The sequence below is a fragment of the Reichenbachiella agarivorans genome (assembly GCF_025502585.1).
GTDB lineage: Bacteria > Bacteroidota > Bacteroidia > Cytophagales > Cyclobacteriaceae > Reichenbachiella > Reichenbachiella agarivorans.
In genome coordinates, this window is record NZ_CP106679.1 from 820,491 (window position 1) to 836,520 (window position 16,030).

The following is a 16,030-nucleotide window of genomic DNA, read 5'->3' on the forward strand; positions in this document are numbered from 1 at the left end:
GAAATGCTGGACTGGCGAGATTAAATGACTCTTTCAATTTGTTTCTAGCTCGGTGAAATTAATACCATGGTTTTCCAGCTCTGCCAGCACAGGTTCGTAGACAGATCGCTCCGTCGGTATCTGCACGCCAGACACGACCAACTTACCCTGTAGGATCAGCTTTGCGGTGACTGCCAGCGGCAAACCGACCGTTTTGGCCATCGCAGTATGGATGGCATCTTCTCCCTCTACAGCCATGTAGGACTGTAGTTTTTTGAGCTTTCCATCTTCTACATATTCGAACTTGTGCCACATCACGATCATGTCTTTGTCGTCTGGCTGAATCGTCCATTTTTTCTTGAGGATGTGCTCCAGTACTTGCGCCGGGCTTCCTTTGTCCAGTCCCACGAGTTCTTCCTCAAACATCCCTAGCCACTTCAGCTTGTACATCTCCTCCGACTCCATGTCGAGGTTCATGTAGTGGGCGAGCTTTAGCTCTACCGAATCGTTGGGGTTGTAGGACAGAAAAGAATTGATGAATTGACGGTGGGTCATCTCGCTCACATTCTGCATCTGAAAAGTATCGTCCGTTGCTCCCAGTTGCACAAAAATATCCCACGCCCGACAAAAGCCCGTACGGCGCAAAGTCCCTCTGTACAAGGTCTGAATGCCTCGCAATTTGTAAGCGTCCAAGTATTTGAGCGAATCTCGGTTGGCGTATCCCTCGAAATAGCCATGCTCAGGAATATGTATTACCTCCGTTCTTTTAAAAAGCTTTTGATACGGAATGTATTTGTATTTTCCTTCTTGCAAAAACTTCACATAGCCCTGCCCCGCCAAGACCACATTGCGGGGATTCCAGGTGAACTTGTACTTCCATGGATTGTCATCGTTGCTAGGCGCTAAGAGTCCGCCTGTGAAAGTCTCAAAGGTTCTCAACTCTGCGCCAGCCCCTTTGATTCGGTCCAGCACCTTCATGGCTGACATGTGGTCGATCCCTGGGTCTAGTCCCATCTCCATGATCAAGCCCGCACCGTTTTTCTCAAAGGTCTCGGACAGGGCTTTGATTTCATCACTCACATAAGAGGCAGTCAGCATATTGATACCAGCTGCAGCGCACAGTTCTGCTACGATGAGATGAAAGGAGGCGGGCAGCATCGAGATGACCAAATCAAAGTGGGCAACCTCACGCTTTTGCTCAGGATGGGTAATGTCAAAGGCCAGTGCCACACCATGCGGATGGCCATTCACTCGGTCACGGGCAAGAGACAGATCCATGTCTCCCACAGTGACGAGCCATTGGTTGTCGCTGGCATGGTCTAGGAGGAAATCTATCAGCACCGAAGACGATCTGCCTGCGCCTAATACAAGAATTTTTTGGGGGTTCATACGTGGATCATGTTCATATCGGACAGGCAATTTATACAAACCCATATTCAATGTCATTTAGTTGACCCCATATTGGCGGATAGTTTTCTGCAAATGACGCGTATGGCCATTCTGGACTACCACAAGTTCTTGTTACCTGTATTCGATTAATAACTGGGTAATAAAATGGATAAATCCATTTCCCACATAGCTGATTCTCATAGCCCACGGTTTAAACCGTGGGCTATGAGAATCAGCTAGCCACAGGTTAATCTAACTCAGGTTTCTCAGGAGACCCTATACGATTGGACTACTCTGGATTTCTATTTTTTATCCCCTCATGACGAAACCCTTACAAAAGAAAAACGGTCTCACTACAGCGAGACCGTTTTACGGTGTGATACTAAACATGGCTTTTGATTTAAGTGAAACTTAAGCAGCTGGCGTTGTATTACTGGCCAAGCTTACCTTTTCGTACTCCAACTTTTTGATCAATTTCTGAAGCCGTGGACCGGGTCTGAACCTGATTCTGGCACCATTGATATTGCCTGAGCGAAACTCCTCCTGCGTATCTGTACCCTGACTACTCAAAGTCAAAAATAGGGTACCCAGATTGCTCAATCTCACCTTTCTACCGTGGATGAGTTGCATCTCTATGACCTCTATCAGCGTCCCGATGGCACCTACGACCGTGCCGTAGTTGAGATTGGATACTTTGCTGATGAGATCAACCAATTCGTCAAAACTGACATCATCGCCATTGTTGATTCTGGCATAAAACTTTTTTGGGAGCGTAAGATCCGTCGGATTGATGCGCTCAGTTACTTTATATTGTACTGACATGACTATAAAATTTAAAGGGTTAAAAAAATATTTGAGATGAATCCTGACTGAGCGCTCGGTGTAGGATTTGTCTGATTCAAGACAAGTTTGATGCCAAAAAGAGTCCTGAAAACGTCAAAATATGTTAAAAAAACGAGAGGGTTTTCACACTCTATCTCCTTATAAACGAGGATTTTAAGGTAGTTTGGGAGGCAGACTCTCAAGTAAACTTACTACAGCCTTCATGATAGCTTATATGACCCTCCAAGATAGCTTACTTGAGCCTCCATGTAAGCTATCTTGGGACCTGATGTAAGCTTGCATGGGAGTCGAAGTAACGGATAATCAGGAAAACTGCTCCTTTACCCCCAAAATCACCTACCAAGATTTGGGTATATTGCTATGAACAGTGCAACAAAGCATCCAACTTTTGGTGAAATATGAGGGTGAGATGTTAGATTTGGCAGGAGGCATGAGTGACGAAAGCTACCTTATTCTACAAATTAAAAAACTTAGATTTACTCATGCCATAAGGCAAGTATGCGGAACTTTTGTCCGCATACTCAATTGTTATCGACAAATCCACTGAGAATTGAAGACATCTAATTCAGAACCTAACAAAGAACCATTTAGCTGGAACTCCTTTATTATTGTACTCCTGTGTTTTGGCTGTCTATTCTTTGTAACTTTTAGCACAGAAGGAGCCAACAACGCATTTCTATTTACATCTATCATTTTTGCATTTCCAATATCCTTAGGCCTTCCATATATTCTTGAGTCTCGAATTGTTAATCCCACAAAATTCAGCCTTTTAATAGGCCTCTATTTAATTTCAATTATAACAGTTGGAATTACTGCAAACCACTGGATGACTTTTATTATGTTCCCAGCTATGTCCATTTTAGCATGGGTTGTCGATTGGGTTTATAAAAGAATAAAACAACGTCTTTCAAGATAAGCTTAACCCTAAGAGTGAAAAAAAGTCGATAACAAGGTGTAGACACGAATGCCCATGCGAGCTTTCCGAATCAATGCCAGAATCAGCACCACCGCTCCTCGCGGAATCTCCAGAATACCGATAACGCATTCGTGGTTTCATTAGCAGTCCAAATCTAGACTAATGGCTAAACATGCTTTTGTGGTTGTGCGCGGATCGGCTATCTTTCTGCCTTAATCAAACTGTGAGGGCACGTCGTCCTACACAGGCGTTGTGCTTCATGCTAGTAACCGCCTATGAAATCAATTAAAGACTTAATATACTTCGATACAGATAAGGCCAAGTCATTAATAAGCCAATTGAACGATGGACTTATAAGTGAAATCTCAAGAGCAATCGAAGATGAAACTGAAGAGTCGGCAGGTCTTGGTTTTGATGTTAAGATAGTAAAAGGAAGCCTAGGTGATAAAACAAAGGAACGTTCCTTAAGAACTGAAAAAATAGAGCTTTATCACGAAATGCTTAATACAATTGAGCATGATTTGTTGGAGAAAAACTTACTAACTCCGATAAATGAAACCTTTGATAATTGGAAGGGCTCATTCAATGATTTCATGGATGAGATTCCTAACTTCAACTATATCAAAGCAACAGGGTGGGCAAGTTTTGAGGATTTTGAGAGATTCAAAAGAATACTTTCTAATTTCAACGAAATCCAAAGATTAATATTTACATCACAACTACTAGAAACCCCTGAGTATCGTTCACTTCAAGATCAAATTGAACAGGCTAAAAAAACAGCTAATCAGAACTCAGACAGAAATCTAAAAGCAAAGGACCTTAACAAAATAAAAGCCCTTGAAAAGAAAATAGATGATATTCTAAAAGAACAAAGTAGCATTCATCTGTTTGATGAAGATTGGGTTGAAAGAGTTAGGACATTCTTAGACACATTTTCTCCTGAAAGATTAAACTTTAGACTACTTCCATTAGATCATTTTGGAGACTTTCAGATTTTATCTAACCTCAAGGCTAAATTTATGCTTGACGGCAACTTTGAAAACACCATTTTCACTTATGGATCAAGGCCGAATATCAAATTAAGCGTAATAGGAATTATTACATCATGCCCAAGAAAAGATGACCCAAGGGTTCACCCAAGTGATGAATATCTAGCCTATTCAGATGATGAACTCTCTGATGAAGGCCAGTTTGACAAGGCATTTAGAAGAGTGTTTGATTCCTTTGAGGCATTTGAGAAATTCTTCTTTGTTCCAAGCTTTCCGAAAATAGCAATTAGCCCAATAGCTATCTACAGGGAAGTGAAGTTCGAAAAGTAATAACCACGAAAGCACAACATATGCTATGAATGAATGGGGTTTCATCGGTCAGGATACTTTTGTGGGGATTGGAAAGTCCGCCACAAGTTTTAAATTTAAATCAAGGCGTGGCTATGTGCGAGACGAGAGGTTAGGCGATATCCCTCATTAGGATTTTTCGGCAACCATTATTTTATTTGCACGTACATACCAACACATAAACGCACGTGCAATGAACACTAAATTGACTCTAACTCTTGAAAAAGAGATTATCGAAGAAGCTAAAAAATATGCTTCAAAGAGAGGAAGAAGCTTATCTGAAATGGTAGAGAACTATTTCAAATACATAACCGAATCGAAAACTCAATCAGCAGCTACAGAAGAACTATCTCCAAGAGTACAGAAATTAAGAGGTGTTCTAAAAGTAGATTCTTCATTTAACTACAAAAACAACCTTAACGAAGCTAAAGACGAAAAACATGGCATCTAAAATCTTCGTTGACACTGATGTCATAATTGATCTGCTTATAGACAGACAACCACATGCAGATGCAGCCTCTTTAATTTTTGATTTAGCGGAGAAAAAGAAATTACAAATACATACCTCTTCTCTTTGCCTTAACAACGTTCACTACATTGTTCGTAAAGAACTTGGAGACAAACGAACCCGAGCGATTATTGGTGAATTACTTGAAATTATCGAAGTACTGAGCGTATCAGGAACCAACATCGAAAATGCTGTAAATAGTGAATTCAAAGATTTTGAAGATGCTATCCAACATTCCGTAGCGATCGAAAACAAAAACATTTCTGCAATCGTAACTAGAAACACCAAAGACTACAAGAAGTCTCAAATACCGGTATTCAACACCGAAATGTATGTTAAAATGGTATTTAAAGAGGGATAACAAACTGTATAAATCATGCTGCGGCAGCAGCAGTTTGAATCGTGCTGCTTACCCCTGCCCCGCCATATCTCTGCCTTGATCTATCCCAGTAGAAAACATATAGACCAAATCAGAGATTTGGCTATATTGTGGACGAAACTTAATCATTGTCTCTCAGCACGATTCATACAGAGATGTTATGAGCCATTTAGAACCTACTGCACAAAAGTCCAAACACCCATCAGTATAAAGATGATACCTGGCACTCTATAGAGGAGAAAGGTGTTGTTTTGAATGGCGGTGAAGCGTGAGCCCAAATAAATCACAGAAACCAACAACAAAAAAGTGCCCGTAGAAACACCTGCAACATAGATGAGAAAATTGCTGTCTGTCAAGGTCACCCAGCCCATGGATTGCAAATATGCCGTCACCGCCAACCAATAAGGGATCGCCAGCGGATTGGCCAATGCCACCAACACACCGCGCAAGAATCCTGAGCGTTTTTCACCCGTTGCTTGATTTGGCTCGGTTTTATCCTTGCGCTTGGGACGCTTTATTAGATTGTAAATACCTAAAATGATCAAAACAGATCCAGAAATCCAAGTAAACCAATTGGCAATCTCCAGGTTCTCCGTCAAAAATATCTGAAATCGAACTGCCAAACCTGCATAAACAAACTCTACCACAGAAGCGGCCAGGGCAAATGACAATGCACCTGACTTTTTGCCAAGCATTGCCAACTGCATCACAGATAAGTTGATTGTCCCAGGTGGGATCGAACCTACAAAACTAAATACCAACGCCACCAAAAACATCCCTATCAATACCATGTTACTTTACTTTTTCTCGGTTGTACTTGCGTATTTTTCTTACTTCTCGCAGTCCTTCAAAGAAGCCCATATAGGGAATACCTCTTTTGCGGTTCAAGATCGAAATGTCAGTCAACACCTGCAAGTGATGGATGATATCTTTGTAGGCTTGGATCAACGAAAACCCTGGGTGATAAATATGAGCTGGCTCAGCACCTGCCCCATTCAGTTCCAATACCTTGAAATACTCCCCTCTATACAGGTCGTCCAGCGATCGACATCTCAGATCATACCTACCGAAATAAAAGCCCTCGATCTGCTGACTCACCCGATCAAACACCGCTATCAATTTGTCATTGATCAAATGATTGCCATTGAGAAATGTCGTACCCAAGCAATGATTGCCAATTGACACCAACTCGACTATCTCTCCACGAGAGGGGATATGGCGGAGTTTTATAGGTTCTTTGAGCCACAACCTTTGGAGGTGCATTTTGGCGCGAGCGTCTTGCTGCATGAGCTGCTCCACAGTCTGCACACCATCACCCACGACCTTGAGCATGTCCTTCATCACGATAGAGCTGACTGTACCTCTCGGCTGATCAGGATAGTGATAGTAAAACACCCCCAGCTCAACCTCGTAGGGCACAAACTCCTGAACAAGAAAATCAACTTGTATATCCTCAAGATAGCGATTCAGTTGCTCCTCACTCTTGATCAACTCCACCATCCAACCTCGCTCTCCTATGTCTGGCTTTAGAATGAAAGGGAAATCCATTCCACGGTCTTTGACATGCATGAGTAGTTCTGTACTGCTCACATCAGGTGTCAATCGAAAAGTCTTCGGGATGTATTGAGCGGGAATCAAGTCGAATATCTTCATTTTGGACTCTCCCAGCATCCCTCCAAACTCAATCCCAGGATTGGATGCAGTGAAAAAGAATATCGAGCGAGCACGGATCGTTGACCACAGCCAATAAAACAGTACGGGGAAGTAAAAGACTGAGAAAGGCCAAAATTCCCATCTAAAAATCTTAGCCCATACCACACTAGAATTCAGTTTGGCGTATAGGGACTTTTTGCTCGGAGATGAATTGTACAATTGATCTGGCTCTGGTAAAGTTACTTCCATGGGGGTTAAGCCTTTTGCAACAGAGACGCTCGGTACCTCATGGTAGAACTGGCTATTCCAAAGCTTTCATCTAGCATCAGATTGGGTTTGACCTCCCTCAGCCCGATTCTAATCAAAGCCATGTGATGTACGGCATGTTCTATGTTATAGATCAGTTCTCGCTCCAGGTTACTCTGCACAATGCAAGAAGTCTCATCTGCATCGAAAGATTGCTCCAGAGTGATTGACACATTGTCTGATACCTGATTGAGTTGATTTCGCAATTGGTTGAGCTGATCGAGCGCCACCACTGTATCACTCTCCAATGCCAGGTCTCTGCATCTCAAGTCGTAATTGACCATGCCTGTATGGTAGTCTTGAAGCAGGCACTTGAAGAATTCCAAGGTATGTCTGACATGCTGCCCTATGGTAGAGCCATTGAGTGTGATGGACAATTGACTGTATTCTTCGTTGGTCAATTCTTGGATCAAACCAGTGAGTTGGTTAAAAATGTTGTTTATAGCAAGTTTTATAATCATTGTTTATGTTTTGGTCAGTCGGTCATTTTTGTGAGTTGTCCATGAATGAAGCCGATAAATTTAATTATTCTTATTCAAACAACATCATTTTGATTGTGGTTCACTTCACGCAATCTAGAGTTTCAATGAACCAAATCCTTGACCATATCCCAAACCAACTCCGCTTCATATCCTTTGTAGATCAAATAACGGGATATCTTTTCTCGCTTTTTGAAAATATTTGTTTCTGTTTCGGTGTCTGCCTTTTTTGTCGTGAGCTCTTCTAATGTTGCCAAATAGTCTTCTTGACTGATTTCTAGCATTGCTTTTTTTACACAGTAAGCAGATACATCATGCTGCTGCAATCCGATTTTAATTTTGTTTCTTCCCCATTTCTTGATGCGAAATTTGCCGCCAGCATAGATTTTGGCAAAACGCTCTTCATTGACGAAGCCCTCCATGATCAGATCTGTTAGGACATCTTCCACTTCACTTCGGTACAGTCCGTATTCATACAGTTTTTGGCGAACTTCTTTTTGCGAGCGCTCCTGATAGGCACAGAAGTTAGCCGCTTTGAGTTTTGCTTCCTTCTTGGATAGATGTAATTTTTTCTTTTCGAGCAATTGCAGAATATTTTACAAGCAAATATCTCCATTTATAGGATAGTAGCGTCTCTTCTCACTGAAATCTTGAAAACACTATTTGGATACCATGATATCCTCCAAACTCTTCACAATATGAGATTTCAATCCAAAGTATTCGAGCATTACTCGGGCAGCTCCTCGGATCAGAAAGCTATCCGCTATGACAGTGACTTCTGTAATTCTCCTTTTGTATAGTTTGAGACTTTGGTACCATTGTTTGCGAGCTGAGGGATCAAACCCATTCATGTCCGTACAATCCCAAACGAAGGTATAGCTGTTGTTGGAGCTTTCCATTTCTTCACTCCAAGCCCTGGCTCCCTCGATGCTGGCTGCTCTAGAAAATCTTCCTTTGAATTTAAAGTACAGTACATGCATGCCATATTGAGGAGCACTGCTGATATCAAGATTGGTTGATTTGAAATCCATAAGTGTATTGTTTACAATGAAAAAAAGCACCAATGTAGTACTTTCAATTTAATAAACAATTCACAAAGGACCTCATTAAAACACTGTAAACTAGCAGATTAACTCACAGCATCTTGAAACTTTGTCAATTGAATCTGAAAATCAGCTCTGAGGTTTTCAGATTCAATCCCTTGCTCTATACTAAAGTTCTCTTCGAAAGAGGGCAAAGAAAAAGAAGCAACCACTTGTCCTCCTCGATGAGGAAATCCCTTCACAGCAATATCCAAAACAGATTGCCCTCCGCGTTGTCCCGGAGAAGTAGCCATCAAAAACATGGGTTTGTTCAACCACATTTTTTCCTTGATCCTGGATGACCAATCAAAAATATTTTTAAAAGCGGTGCTGAAATTACCATTGTGCTCAGCAAATGAGATGAGGATACCATCTGCTGACCGCAACTCCTCTTTGAACTGCACAGCCTGAGCTGGAATCCCCAGTTGCTTTTCCTTGTCGACACTGAATAGCGGCATTTCATAGTCATTGAGATCCAACAGCCGAATCTCCATGCCGTCCAATTGCGTTGTAGCCCACTTCGCCAATTTTTGATTGATAGATGTACTACTGGTACTAGCTCCAAAAGCAACAATTTTCTTCATGAAGGTCAATTTAGTGATTGCACAATAACTTCTTTACGGAGAACCGAGCTTTATTGATATGATCGTCTTTCAAATTAGTTTAGAAACAACATACCAAAGCACTCTCTTTTTGAGTTGAATTATTCAAACAAGCAACAGTATAAATCTCAGAAGTATCAATGGACAATACACAGATCTTGTTTGTTTTCTTGTAGAATGAAACGTACTTCATTAAATTATAAGGCTCAGGTCATAGATAACCTGTCATGGAATACAGCGAAAGAGTCAAAATCATCGAACACAGAGGTAAAGAGATTTTCTACTTTGACTTCACCTTCCTCAGGGCTGAGGAGCACCCATGGGTCATGGATGTTGCACTTCAGCGTGCTCTTCAATCTAAGCAAAAAGAAATATTGTACATCTCCAACGTGAGCAATACTCACCTCAACACAGAGAGTCGAAAAAAAGCAAAAAGCATCTTCACTACCTTGCACAACCAAGGATTCAAAGTCAAAGGTTCGACCATGGGTATCACAGGCTTGCAAAAGTTAATCGTATCAGCCATCGACAGAGACATGTATTTTACCAATGACATAGAAAAGGCCAAGGATTGGCTGGTAGGAGACGATAAGCTGTGACAACCCAGTGTTATTCTAAATTGACACACATAAAACCTAGTCGAAAATACTCATTTTGCTATCTTTAGCTGTTAATAGCAATAAACACAACCTATGAAAAAGTTAGTACTCTTATTCATTGTAATATCTAGTCAATTGTATGCGCAAGAAAAAAGACTTGCTTTGGTCATTGGCAATGCCGCATACGAACATAGTGGAGTATTGAAAAACCCAGTGAATGATGCAAACTTGATGGCAAGCTCACTGCAACAATTGGGTTTTGAAGTGATTCTACATACTGATGCCAACAAAACCAAAATGGAGAGAGCTGTTTATGAGTTTAGTAAAGAATTAAATAATTACAACATTGCACTTTTCTATTATGCGGGTCACGGTGTACAAGTCGATGGAGCCAACTACCTTATTCCTGTGGATGCCAAAATTGAAGACAAAATCGGTGCGCAATTTGAAGCCATCGATTTAAACAAGATCGTAGGTCAGTTCGAGGCTCATCAAAACAATACCAACATTGTAATCTTGGACGCCTGTAGGAATGACCCTTTCAAAACCTGGTCACGAGGAGGTGACAGAGGATTCAAGGCTGTTTCTGCTCCTAGCGGGACTATTATTGCCTATGCTACAAGTGAAGGATCTACTGCGGCAGATGGAGATGGGGCAAATGGTCTCTATACTAAGGTCCTCGTCCAGGAGATGTTTCAAGATCAGCGAATAGAAGATGTGTTCATTCAGACCAGAAACAAGGTCAGAAAAGAAAGCGAAAACAAGCAAAGCCCACAAGAATGGTCTCAATTGACTGGTAAATTCTATTTTAACAAACCTTCGACTCAAAACAGTACCAATACACTAGTAGCGTCCAATGACCGAGCCATCAACACAGGTCAACCTAAGGCCATCAATATGAACCTGAGTCTACAAGAATTAATTGCCAACGGCACTAGTCCAGTGGCACTCATAGACAATGGGTTTGCTGTGACACAATTACTCAAAGAAGGTATGACCAAATCAGATTTGATTGGGATAACATGTGGTGGAGGTGTTCTTTTTGATGTAGATCCTGATGATGGAAGGGCATGGATTGCAGCAGAAGAAGATCAAAATAGAGGCATGCTGGCTAACTGGGAGGATGCAAAAAACATTGCTCAAAGGCCATACAACGGACACAACGACTGGAAGCTACCAAACAGGACTCAACTCAAAGCGATGTATGACAACTTAAAAACCAATGGTTTAGGGAATTTTGAAGAAACGAGCTACTGGAGTTCATCAGAAAGTAGCTACAGCAATGCTTGGGGTATCAGTTTCGAAAGCGGAAGCAAGTATGAATTTAATAAAACAGGAAAAAAGAAAATTCGTGCAATTCGAAAACTCTAGAAATCTTATTCTTCTAGTTCTAGTGGTACACCATTAATCATCTTTAAATTGAATACATATTTATCATTCAATGTACCTTCAGGATCTGAAATGACTACTATTTGAAGAGCTCCAAACGCCACGTTATTTCTACCAAACAAGAAGATATCATCATCAGCAATATTAGTTATTTTGGTGGTTTTTACACCGCCACCGTAGGCTTCATTGATTTTCACAGAAGTGGCCTGAGCATAATTAAAGCCATTGAATTTCACGAAACTGATTCCTGATCTACTGCCCCAATCGTAAGATAAATCATCTGTCTTACTCAGACTATCCGTAAGTTCTACAAAGTCAAGTTGAAAATCCACACTATCCTCAAGATAAACTGGTGTCATGTTGTACAGATTAAAACAACTTTGCTTTTCTGATAAACCAGAATAGATGACATGTCCAGATGTGGCTTCTACAAAACTTGCACTTTTATTTACAGAAATAGTCTTGGCAATCTGTGCCTCGTCACCATTCTCGTTGACAACACTGAAAGTCAGCAATGTCACTGTAGAATCAGGATATTCAGGCACCACATAATCCAATATATATTTAAAATTATTGGTCTGTAAGCCAGAGTCTACCAAATTAACAAAACCGAAATAGTCATCGGATTGATCGATGACCATTTCGGTAAGTTTTGCATCTTCAGAATAGGCTTCAAATGTAATTAATATATGCTCTTTCGAGTTTGCTTCTACGTTGATATCAGAAGGTTTAAGAAAAACCAAAATCGGTGAATCTTCGCCTTGCTCAGTACACGCAAACAACAAAATCAGACTACCTATAACTAATAGAAACCAATTCTTCATAATACTATCTGTTACTTTTTGAACTTATAAGCATGGACATCCATGTATCTCCAAGTTCTTTTTCCTCCAAACAACCTACGTACTTTTTTATAGTCACTTCCCACTACAAAATAGTCAGCGTCAGGATACTCATCTACGACCTTGTATGCCGCCTTTTTCATTTCAGACTTCAATTTGATATTGGCAAAGCCAGTCAAATCCACAACTTTTACATCTCTGAAGTTGTAAAGTTCATTGTTGACAGAATCAATTCGGTAAATACCAAAATAAGAACTACCAATAACTGACAACTCCGTTTTACCTAAATATTCAAAATCATCCATATCTAGATTGAGTCTGACAATATTAGGAGCAAAATTTGTAGTTTGACGCTCTGTAACAATTCTATACTGACTAAAACAAGATGTCATCATCACAGCTAGAACGATTATGACAGGATATAAAATTCTTTTCATAATTATTCTATTTATTTTCTAAAGTAATATGTCAGAACAGCTCTTACGTTGGAACCTAATTCAAACTTTTTGTATTCAAGTGATTTGTACTTTAACGCACTGTCAACTTCTTTGGTATAGTAGGTTTGTTTAGTTTTTACACCTCCTACTGATGCTTCTGAGACAGTCTCATACTGCAAATTAGAATGATTGACACCTGTCAAACCATATTCAATACCAATTGCCACGGGTAAATCCGCCACAAAAGTTCTCACACCAATGTTGAGATTAAAACCTGACACAAACGAACTCTTTGTATAGTGGTCACTTGCATAATCACCTGTCAAGTTGGTTCTTTGGCTGGTCACAACCTCGTCCTTCTCTGTACCCAAGATAACACCCAACCCTACATACGTATCTAAAAAGTTGCTCTGTGCAAAGTGATAATTAACACCAGGGATAAATCTCATTCTGCTTTCCTTGTTGATATCAGCTTCTTCTCCAATATCATCTAGTAAAGATCCACTGAATTTTTCGCTTAATTTATACATCTGAGCACCAAGTACTAACTCTAGATTATCTGAAAAGTAATAGTTGAAATTCAACACTGGAAATCCCCTGAAAGACACGTCTTCATCAATCATTTCTTTGATCTCAGCATAACCTGCAGCGATTGTCAATCCAAAGTTACCTTCTTCTGGTCTAGAACCATTGTAAACGGTTTTAGTTACATTTTCTCTTTCAAGAAGCTGTCCTACTGCCATTTGATTTGCAGCGAAAACAACAAGAGCTATTATTAATATTCTTAATTTCATAATTTTTCGTTTTTCGGTTGATCAAAGTGATTAAGGTGCTGGAACAGTGATAGTGAAAGAAACTTCTTTACCTACCTGGCTAGACTCATCATCGTAAGCCTCAGCATAGATTGTATGCTTGCCTGCTGCGAGACCAGCAGTGCTGTAATCCTCCAATGTGAAGGAAGACGCGTCATCACCAGTGCCAACTTGACCACCGTCTACATAATAGTATACAGTGGTTATATCACCTTCTTTGTCAGTAATACTGACCTTGAGATCAATCACTGTACCTTGCTCAATAGTTGCGTTCGCACTAGGAGAAGTAATAGCTGCATAAGGTGTGTAATTCTCAGGCGCAATTAATGTCACATTAATGATATCACTTCTACTTTGACCTGCTTCATCTGTGGCAATTACTTCGATGGTGACTGCCCCTACATTGTTGTCATAAGTATTCCATTCATAATAACTGTAGTCATCTTCATCAGTATAAGATGCCACAGTAGTACCATTGATCTTATACTCAACGGTTGCTATATCCGATGTTCCCGAACTTATGCTAGCCTCAATCTCATAAGTCAAACCATGAGTCAATTCATCACGATTATCTGGTTCAGTGATTTCTACACTTGGTCCTTCCTCATCTTCTCCTACGATGATGATATCTTCTTCATCTACATCCGTTTGTCCTAGTGAGTTGGTTGCTACCACTTTGACTGTGTAAACACCAACTGCCAAGTCTACTGTGTTATACTTCAATAGATACGGAGCTTTGGTGTATGACTTGATCTCTGAATCGTTGATATAATACGTCACACTAGAGATAGTTACTCCTACTGCACCATTATTATCTACTGTTGCATCAATCTCAACAATGTCTCCTGCTTCAAATTCTAGTTTTTCACCTGACGCTGCTGCAGCTAAGGATCTCGCTCCTAGGAGAACTATTCCACTTGGGTCTTCTATTTCTAAGGTCACATCGATCGCTAGCAATGCTCCATCTCCTGAAACATCATCTAATGATTCCTCATTTTCCCAAGAATCAATCACAACATTTGTGCTTCTCAATGTTAACCCAGCAATTTTGCTATAGTAGCCTTCTGAATCAGAGAGATCATCACTTAATTTCCAGTCTTTTGATGTTGGAATAAAGGCAACTAAGTCATAGGCCTTATTTCCGTCTGGAGGCAATACTAAAATAGTGGTGTCCTCTACAGCAACAGTTTCACCTGTAGAGTAAATCTCACCTTCAATAATGGTAAATACAAACAATCGCTCATCTTGAGCATCGTCTGGCACGTTTTTGATTGTCAGTGACAGCGTTTTTGATTCTTCATCAACTTTGGCTCCACTAAAATCAATGGTTTCCTTACATCCAAATACGAATTGGGTAAGAATGATTAGAGTTAGAATTCTTTTCATACTATATTTAATTTGGTTAGTGAAAAAATAGTTCGCAATGTTAAATAAATTAACACTTAGATAGTAACAGGAGAAATGACATTTTATTTTGTTCAGCATCCACCTACAGACCTACAAAATCTATAGTTTAAAACTAAACGATTGACTGTAAGTACTTTAAATATACAGTTTTCTTATCCCTCATATAAAATAAAGTCCCCCGTCTGTCATGACAAACATATTGATAGAAAATCATTTATGCCCCAGGCACAACCTCTGTGTACAAAAAAGGCATCTGGCTAAAGGATTATGTCAGGATTTTGAAGTATTGAACTAATCAAGTAAGCACTTGATTTTAGAAGGTACATTGCCTGTCTCTCCTATCCTCATGATTTTGAAAATAAAGCTCGGCAAAAATCCAGGGTTGGTAATGAGTTTAGACTTTTGTGCTACTTTCTGATCTCTCAACTGAATGAGTGCCTCTCTTCGCTCTTCTGGGGTTTTGGCCAATTCTACGGCGAAAGCCCAAGCACCATCTCTTGCATGCTGCATGCTAAAATCAATGAGAAAGTTGTCTGCCCTGCCTGCAAATTTTAGAATAAATCTTAACGTCGGCCAAATTTCTGCATAGTCGTTTTCCACCTTGTGGACCATACTGGCTAAGATTTCGTTGATCTTAAAAAAATCTGCTTTTAAATCCTCTATCTCGTCCCCGCCAACCTGTGCTGCTGCAATACCCAAATCCAAATTGATGTGTGCATTCATTCCTGTCATGAGGTGTTGAAATACGTTGAGCCAGTAATCATCCACCACATCAAAAGCAGCAGACCAAGATTTGCTCGGTGTCTGCTTGCTGAGATAACTCGACATGGCATCAAAATACCTCTTGGCAAAGATGGCTCCTAATAGCTCCATCCTGTCAGGATTCTCAAACCGCCGCAGACGAATATCGTCTCTGACTTTGACCGTTACTTGATAGTAGAGAGCTGCGAAATAACCGAGGGGGTCATAATCCGCAATGGTATCTTGTGTGAACTTGTATAATTTTTCAACTACATCGTCAATGGTTTGCATCTATTCTTAATCCATTTGTTTTGGAAATATTGAAACTCG

General features: G+C 40.3%; 18 protein-coding genes. 5 read left to right on the forward strand and 13 right to left on the reverse strand.

What is annotated here, in order from left to right:
• Positions 1-33 precede the first annotated feature (33 nt).
• Both N6H18_RS03355 and N6H18_RS03360 read right to left on the reverse strand, forming a co-directional pair.
• Positions 34-1,413, reverse strand: coding sequence for a saccharopine dehydrogenase family protein (locus tag N6H18_RS03355; RefSeq protein WP_262310423.1), 1,380 nt, complete (start codon positions 1,411-1,413; stop codon positions 34-36).
• Between the two features lie 366 nt (positions 1,414-1,779).
• Positions 1,780-2,190, reverse strand: coding sequence for an HU family DNA-binding protein (locus tag N6H18_RS03360; protein WP_262310424.1), 411 nt, complete (start codon positions 2,188-2,190; stop codon positions 1,780-1,782).
• A gap of 1,212 nt (positions 2,191-3,402) precedes the next feature.
• Between N6H18_RS03360 and N6H18_RS03365 the strand changes: the two genes are divergently transcribed.
• From N6H18_RS03365 to N6H18_RS03375, 3 genes are all read left to right on the forward strand, one after another.
• Positions 3,403-4,446 carry a DUF6414 family protein gene (locus N6H18_RS03365; RefSeq protein WP_262310425.1) on the forward strand — a complete coding sequence of 348 codons (1,044 nt, stop codon included), beginning with the start codon at positions 3,403-3,405 and terminating at the stop codon, positions 4,444-4,446.
• A 211-nt stretch (positions 4,447-4,657) separates the two neighbouring features.
• Positions 4,658-4,915 (forward strand): DUF6364 family protein, encoded by a 258-nt coding sequence (locus N6H18_RS03370; RefSeq protein WP_262310426.1) that lies wholly within the window; start codon positions 4,658-4,660, stop codon positions 4,913-4,915.
• Positions 4,905-5,333, forward strand: a complete 429-nt coding sequence (locus N6H18_RS03375; RefSeq protein WP_262310427.1) for a PIN domain-containing protein — start codon at positions 4,905-4,907, stop codon at positions 5,331-5,333. The genes N6H18_RS03370 and N6H18_RS03375 overlap by 11 nt, the downstream gene beginning before the upstream one ends.
• 194 nt (positions 5,334-5,527) lie before the next feature.
• Here the strand turns inward: N6H18_RS03375 and N6H18_RS03380 are convergent, their stop codons facing one another.
• The 6 genes from N6H18_RS03380 to N6H18_RS03405 form a co-directional block, all read right to left on the reverse strand.
• The gene (locus N6H18_RS03380) at positions 5,528-6,142 is read right to left on the reverse strand and encodes a LysE family translocator (protein WP_262310428.1); all 615 of its coding nucleotides are present in this window, start codon (positions 6,140-6,142) and stop codon (positions 5,528-5,530) included.
• A gap of 1 nt (position 6,143) precedes the next feature.
• Positions 6,144-7,253: an ATP-grasp domain-containing protein gene (locus N6H18_RS03385; protein ID WP_262310429.1), complete on the reverse strand. Its 1,110-nt coding sequence runs from the start codon at positions 7,251-7,253 to the stop codon at positions 6,144-6,146.
• 5 nt (positions 7,254-7,258) lie between these two features.
• On the reverse strand, positions 7,259-7,771 hold the full coding sequence (locus tag N6H18_RS03390; protein ID WP_262310430.1) for a DinB family protein: 513 nt from the start codon (positions 7,769-7,771) through the stop codon (positions 7,259-7,261).
• A gap of 122 nt (positions 7,772-7,893) precedes the next feature.
• Positions 7,894-8,373: a regulatory protein RecX gene (locus tag N6H18_RS03395; RefSeq protein WP_262310431.1), complete on the reverse strand. Its 480-nt coding sequence runs from the start codon at positions 8,371-8,373 to the stop codon at positions 7,894-7,896.
• A 75-nt stretch (positions 8,374-8,448) separates the two neighbouring features.
• Positions 8,449-8,820, reverse strand: a complete 372-nt coding sequence (locus N6H18_RS03400) for a hypothetical protein (protein ID WP_262310432.1) — start codon at positions 8,818-8,820, stop codon at positions 8,449-8,451.
• Between the two features lie 98 nt (positions 8,821-8,918).
• Positions 8,919-9,455 carry an NADPH-dependent FMN reductase gene (locus tag N6H18_RS03405; protein WP_262310433.1) on the reverse strand — a complete coding sequence of 179 codons (537 nt, stop codon included), beginning with the start codon at positions 9,453-9,455 and terminating at the stop codon, positions 8,919-8,921.
• Positions 9,456-9,700: 245 nt separating this feature from the next.
• Between N6H18_RS03405 and N6H18_RS03410 the strand changes: the two genes are divergently transcribed.
• Positions 9,701-10,072, forward strand: a complete 372-nt coding sequence (locus N6H18_RS03410; RefSeq protein WP_262310434.1) for a hypothetical protein — start codon at positions 9,701-9,703, stop codon at positions 10,070-10,072.
• A 93-nt stretch (positions 10,073-10,165) separates the two neighbouring features.
• Positions 10,166-11,443 carry a caspase family protein gene (locus N6H18_RS03415; protein ID WP_262310435.1) on the forward strand — a complete coding sequence of 426 codons (1,278 nt, stop codon included), beginning with the start codon at positions 10,166-10,168 and terminating at the stop codon, positions 11,441-11,443.
• A gap of 5 nt (positions 11,444-11,448) precedes the next feature.
• Here N6H18_RS03415 and N6H18_RS03420 read toward each other — a convergent pair whose 3' ends face one another.
• The 5 genes from N6H18_RS03420 to N6H18_RS03440 form a co-directional block, all read right to left on the reverse strand.
• Positions 11,449-12,285, reverse strand: coding sequence for a hypothetical protein (locus N6H18_RS03420; RefSeq protein WP_262310436.1), 837 nt, complete (start codon positions 12,283-12,285; stop codon positions 11,449-11,451).
• An 11-nt stretch (positions 12,286-12,296) separates the two neighbouring features.
• Positions 12,297-12,740 (reverse strand): hypothetical protein, encoded by a 444-nt coding sequence (locus N6H18_RS03425; RefSeq protein WP_262310437.1) that lies wholly within the window; start codon positions 12,738-12,740, stop codon positions 12,297-12,299.
• Between the two features lie 11 nt (positions 12,741-12,751).
• Entirely contained in the window at positions 12,752-13,534 is a 783-nt protein-coding gene (locus N6H18_RS03430) for a hypothetical protein (RefSeq protein WP_262310438.1), read from the reverse strand.
• Positions 13,535-13,564: 30 nt separating this feature from the next.
• Complete coding sequence (locus N6H18_RS03435) at positions 13,565-14,938, reverse strand: Ig-like domain-containing protein (protein WP_262310439.1); 1,374 nt, start codon at positions 14,936-14,938, stop codon at positions 13,565-13,567.
• A gap of 312 nt (positions 14,939-15,250) precedes the next feature.
• Complete coding sequence (locus N6H18_RS03440) at positions 15,251-15,991, reverse strand: DUF5995 family protein (RefSeq protein ID WP_262310440.1); 741 nt, start codon at positions 15,989-15,991, stop codon at positions 15,251-15,253.
• Positions 15,992-16,030 lie beyond the last annotated feature (39 nt).

Excerpts from the sequence above, each read along its gene's own strand:
- N6H18_RS03355 (WP_262310423.1), bottom strand. The coding sequence starts at position 1,413 with ATGGGTTTGTATAAATTGCCTGTCCGATATGAACATGATCCACGTATG.
- N6H18_RS03360 (WP_262310424.1), bottom strand. The coding sequence starts at position 2,190 with ATGTCAGTACAATATAAAGTAACTGAGCGCATCAATCCGACGGATCTT.
- N6H18_RS03365 (WP_262310425.1), top strand. The coding sequence starts at position 3,403 with ATGAAATCAATTAAAGACTTAATATACTTCGATACAGATAAGGCCAAG.
- N6H18_RS03370 (WP_262310426.1), top strand. The coding sequence starts at position 4,658 with ATGAACACTAAATTGACTCTAACTCTTGAAAAAGAGATTATCGAAGAA.
- N6H18_RS03375 (WP_262310427.1), top strand. The coding sequence starts at position 4,905 with ATGGCATCTAAAATCTTCGTTGACACTGATGTCATAATTGATCTGCTT.
- N6H18_RS03380 (WP_262310428.1), bottom strand. The coding sequence starts at position 6,142 with ATGGTATTGATAGGGATGTTTTTGGTGGCGTTGGTATTTAGTTTTGTA.
- N6H18_RS03385 (WP_262310429.1), bottom strand. The coding sequence starts at position 7,253 with ATGGAAGTAACTTTACCAGAGCCAGATCAATTGTACAATTCATCTCCG.
- N6H18_RS03390 (WP_262310430.1), bottom strand. The coding sequence starts at position 7,771 with ATGATTATAAAACTTGCTATAAACAACATTTTTAACCAACTCACTGGT.
- N6H18_RS03400 (WP_262310432.1), bottom strand. The coding sequence starts at position 8,820 with ATGGATTTCAAATCAACCAATCTTGATATCAGCAGTGCTCCTCAATAT.
- N6H18_RS03405 (WP_262310433.1), bottom strand. The coding sequence starts at position 9,455 with ATGAAGAAAATTGTTGCTTTTGGAGCTAGTACCAGTAGTACATCTATC.
- N6H18_RS03410 (WP_262310434.1), top strand. The coding sequence starts at position 9,701 with ATGGAATACAGCGAAAGAGTCAAAATCATCGAACACAGAGGTAAAGAG.
- N6H18_RS03415 (WP_262310435.1), top strand. The coding sequence starts at position 10,166 with ATGAAAAAGTTAGTACTCTTATTCATTGTAATATCTAGTCAATTGTAT.
- N6H18_RS03420 (WP_262310436.1), bottom strand. The coding sequence starts at position 12,285 with ATGAAGAATTGGTTTCTATTAGTTATAGGTAGTCTGATTTTGTTGTTT.
- N6H18_RS03425 (WP_262310437.1), bottom strand. The coding sequence starts at position 12,740 with ATGAAAAGAATTTTATATCCTGTCATAATCGTTCTAGCTGTGATGATG.
- N6H18_RS03430 (WP_262310438.1), bottom strand. The coding sequence starts at position 13,534 with ATGAAATTAAGAATATTAATAATAGCTCTTGTTGTTTTCGCTGCAAAT.
- N6H18_RS03435 (WP_262310439.1), bottom strand. The coding sequence starts at position 14,938 with ATGAAAAGAATTCTAACTCTAATCATTCTTACCCAATTCGTATTTGGA.
- N6H18_RS03440 (WP_262310440.1), bottom strand. The coding sequence starts at position 15,991 with ATGCAAACCATTGACGATGTAGTTGAAAAATTATACAAGTTCACACAA.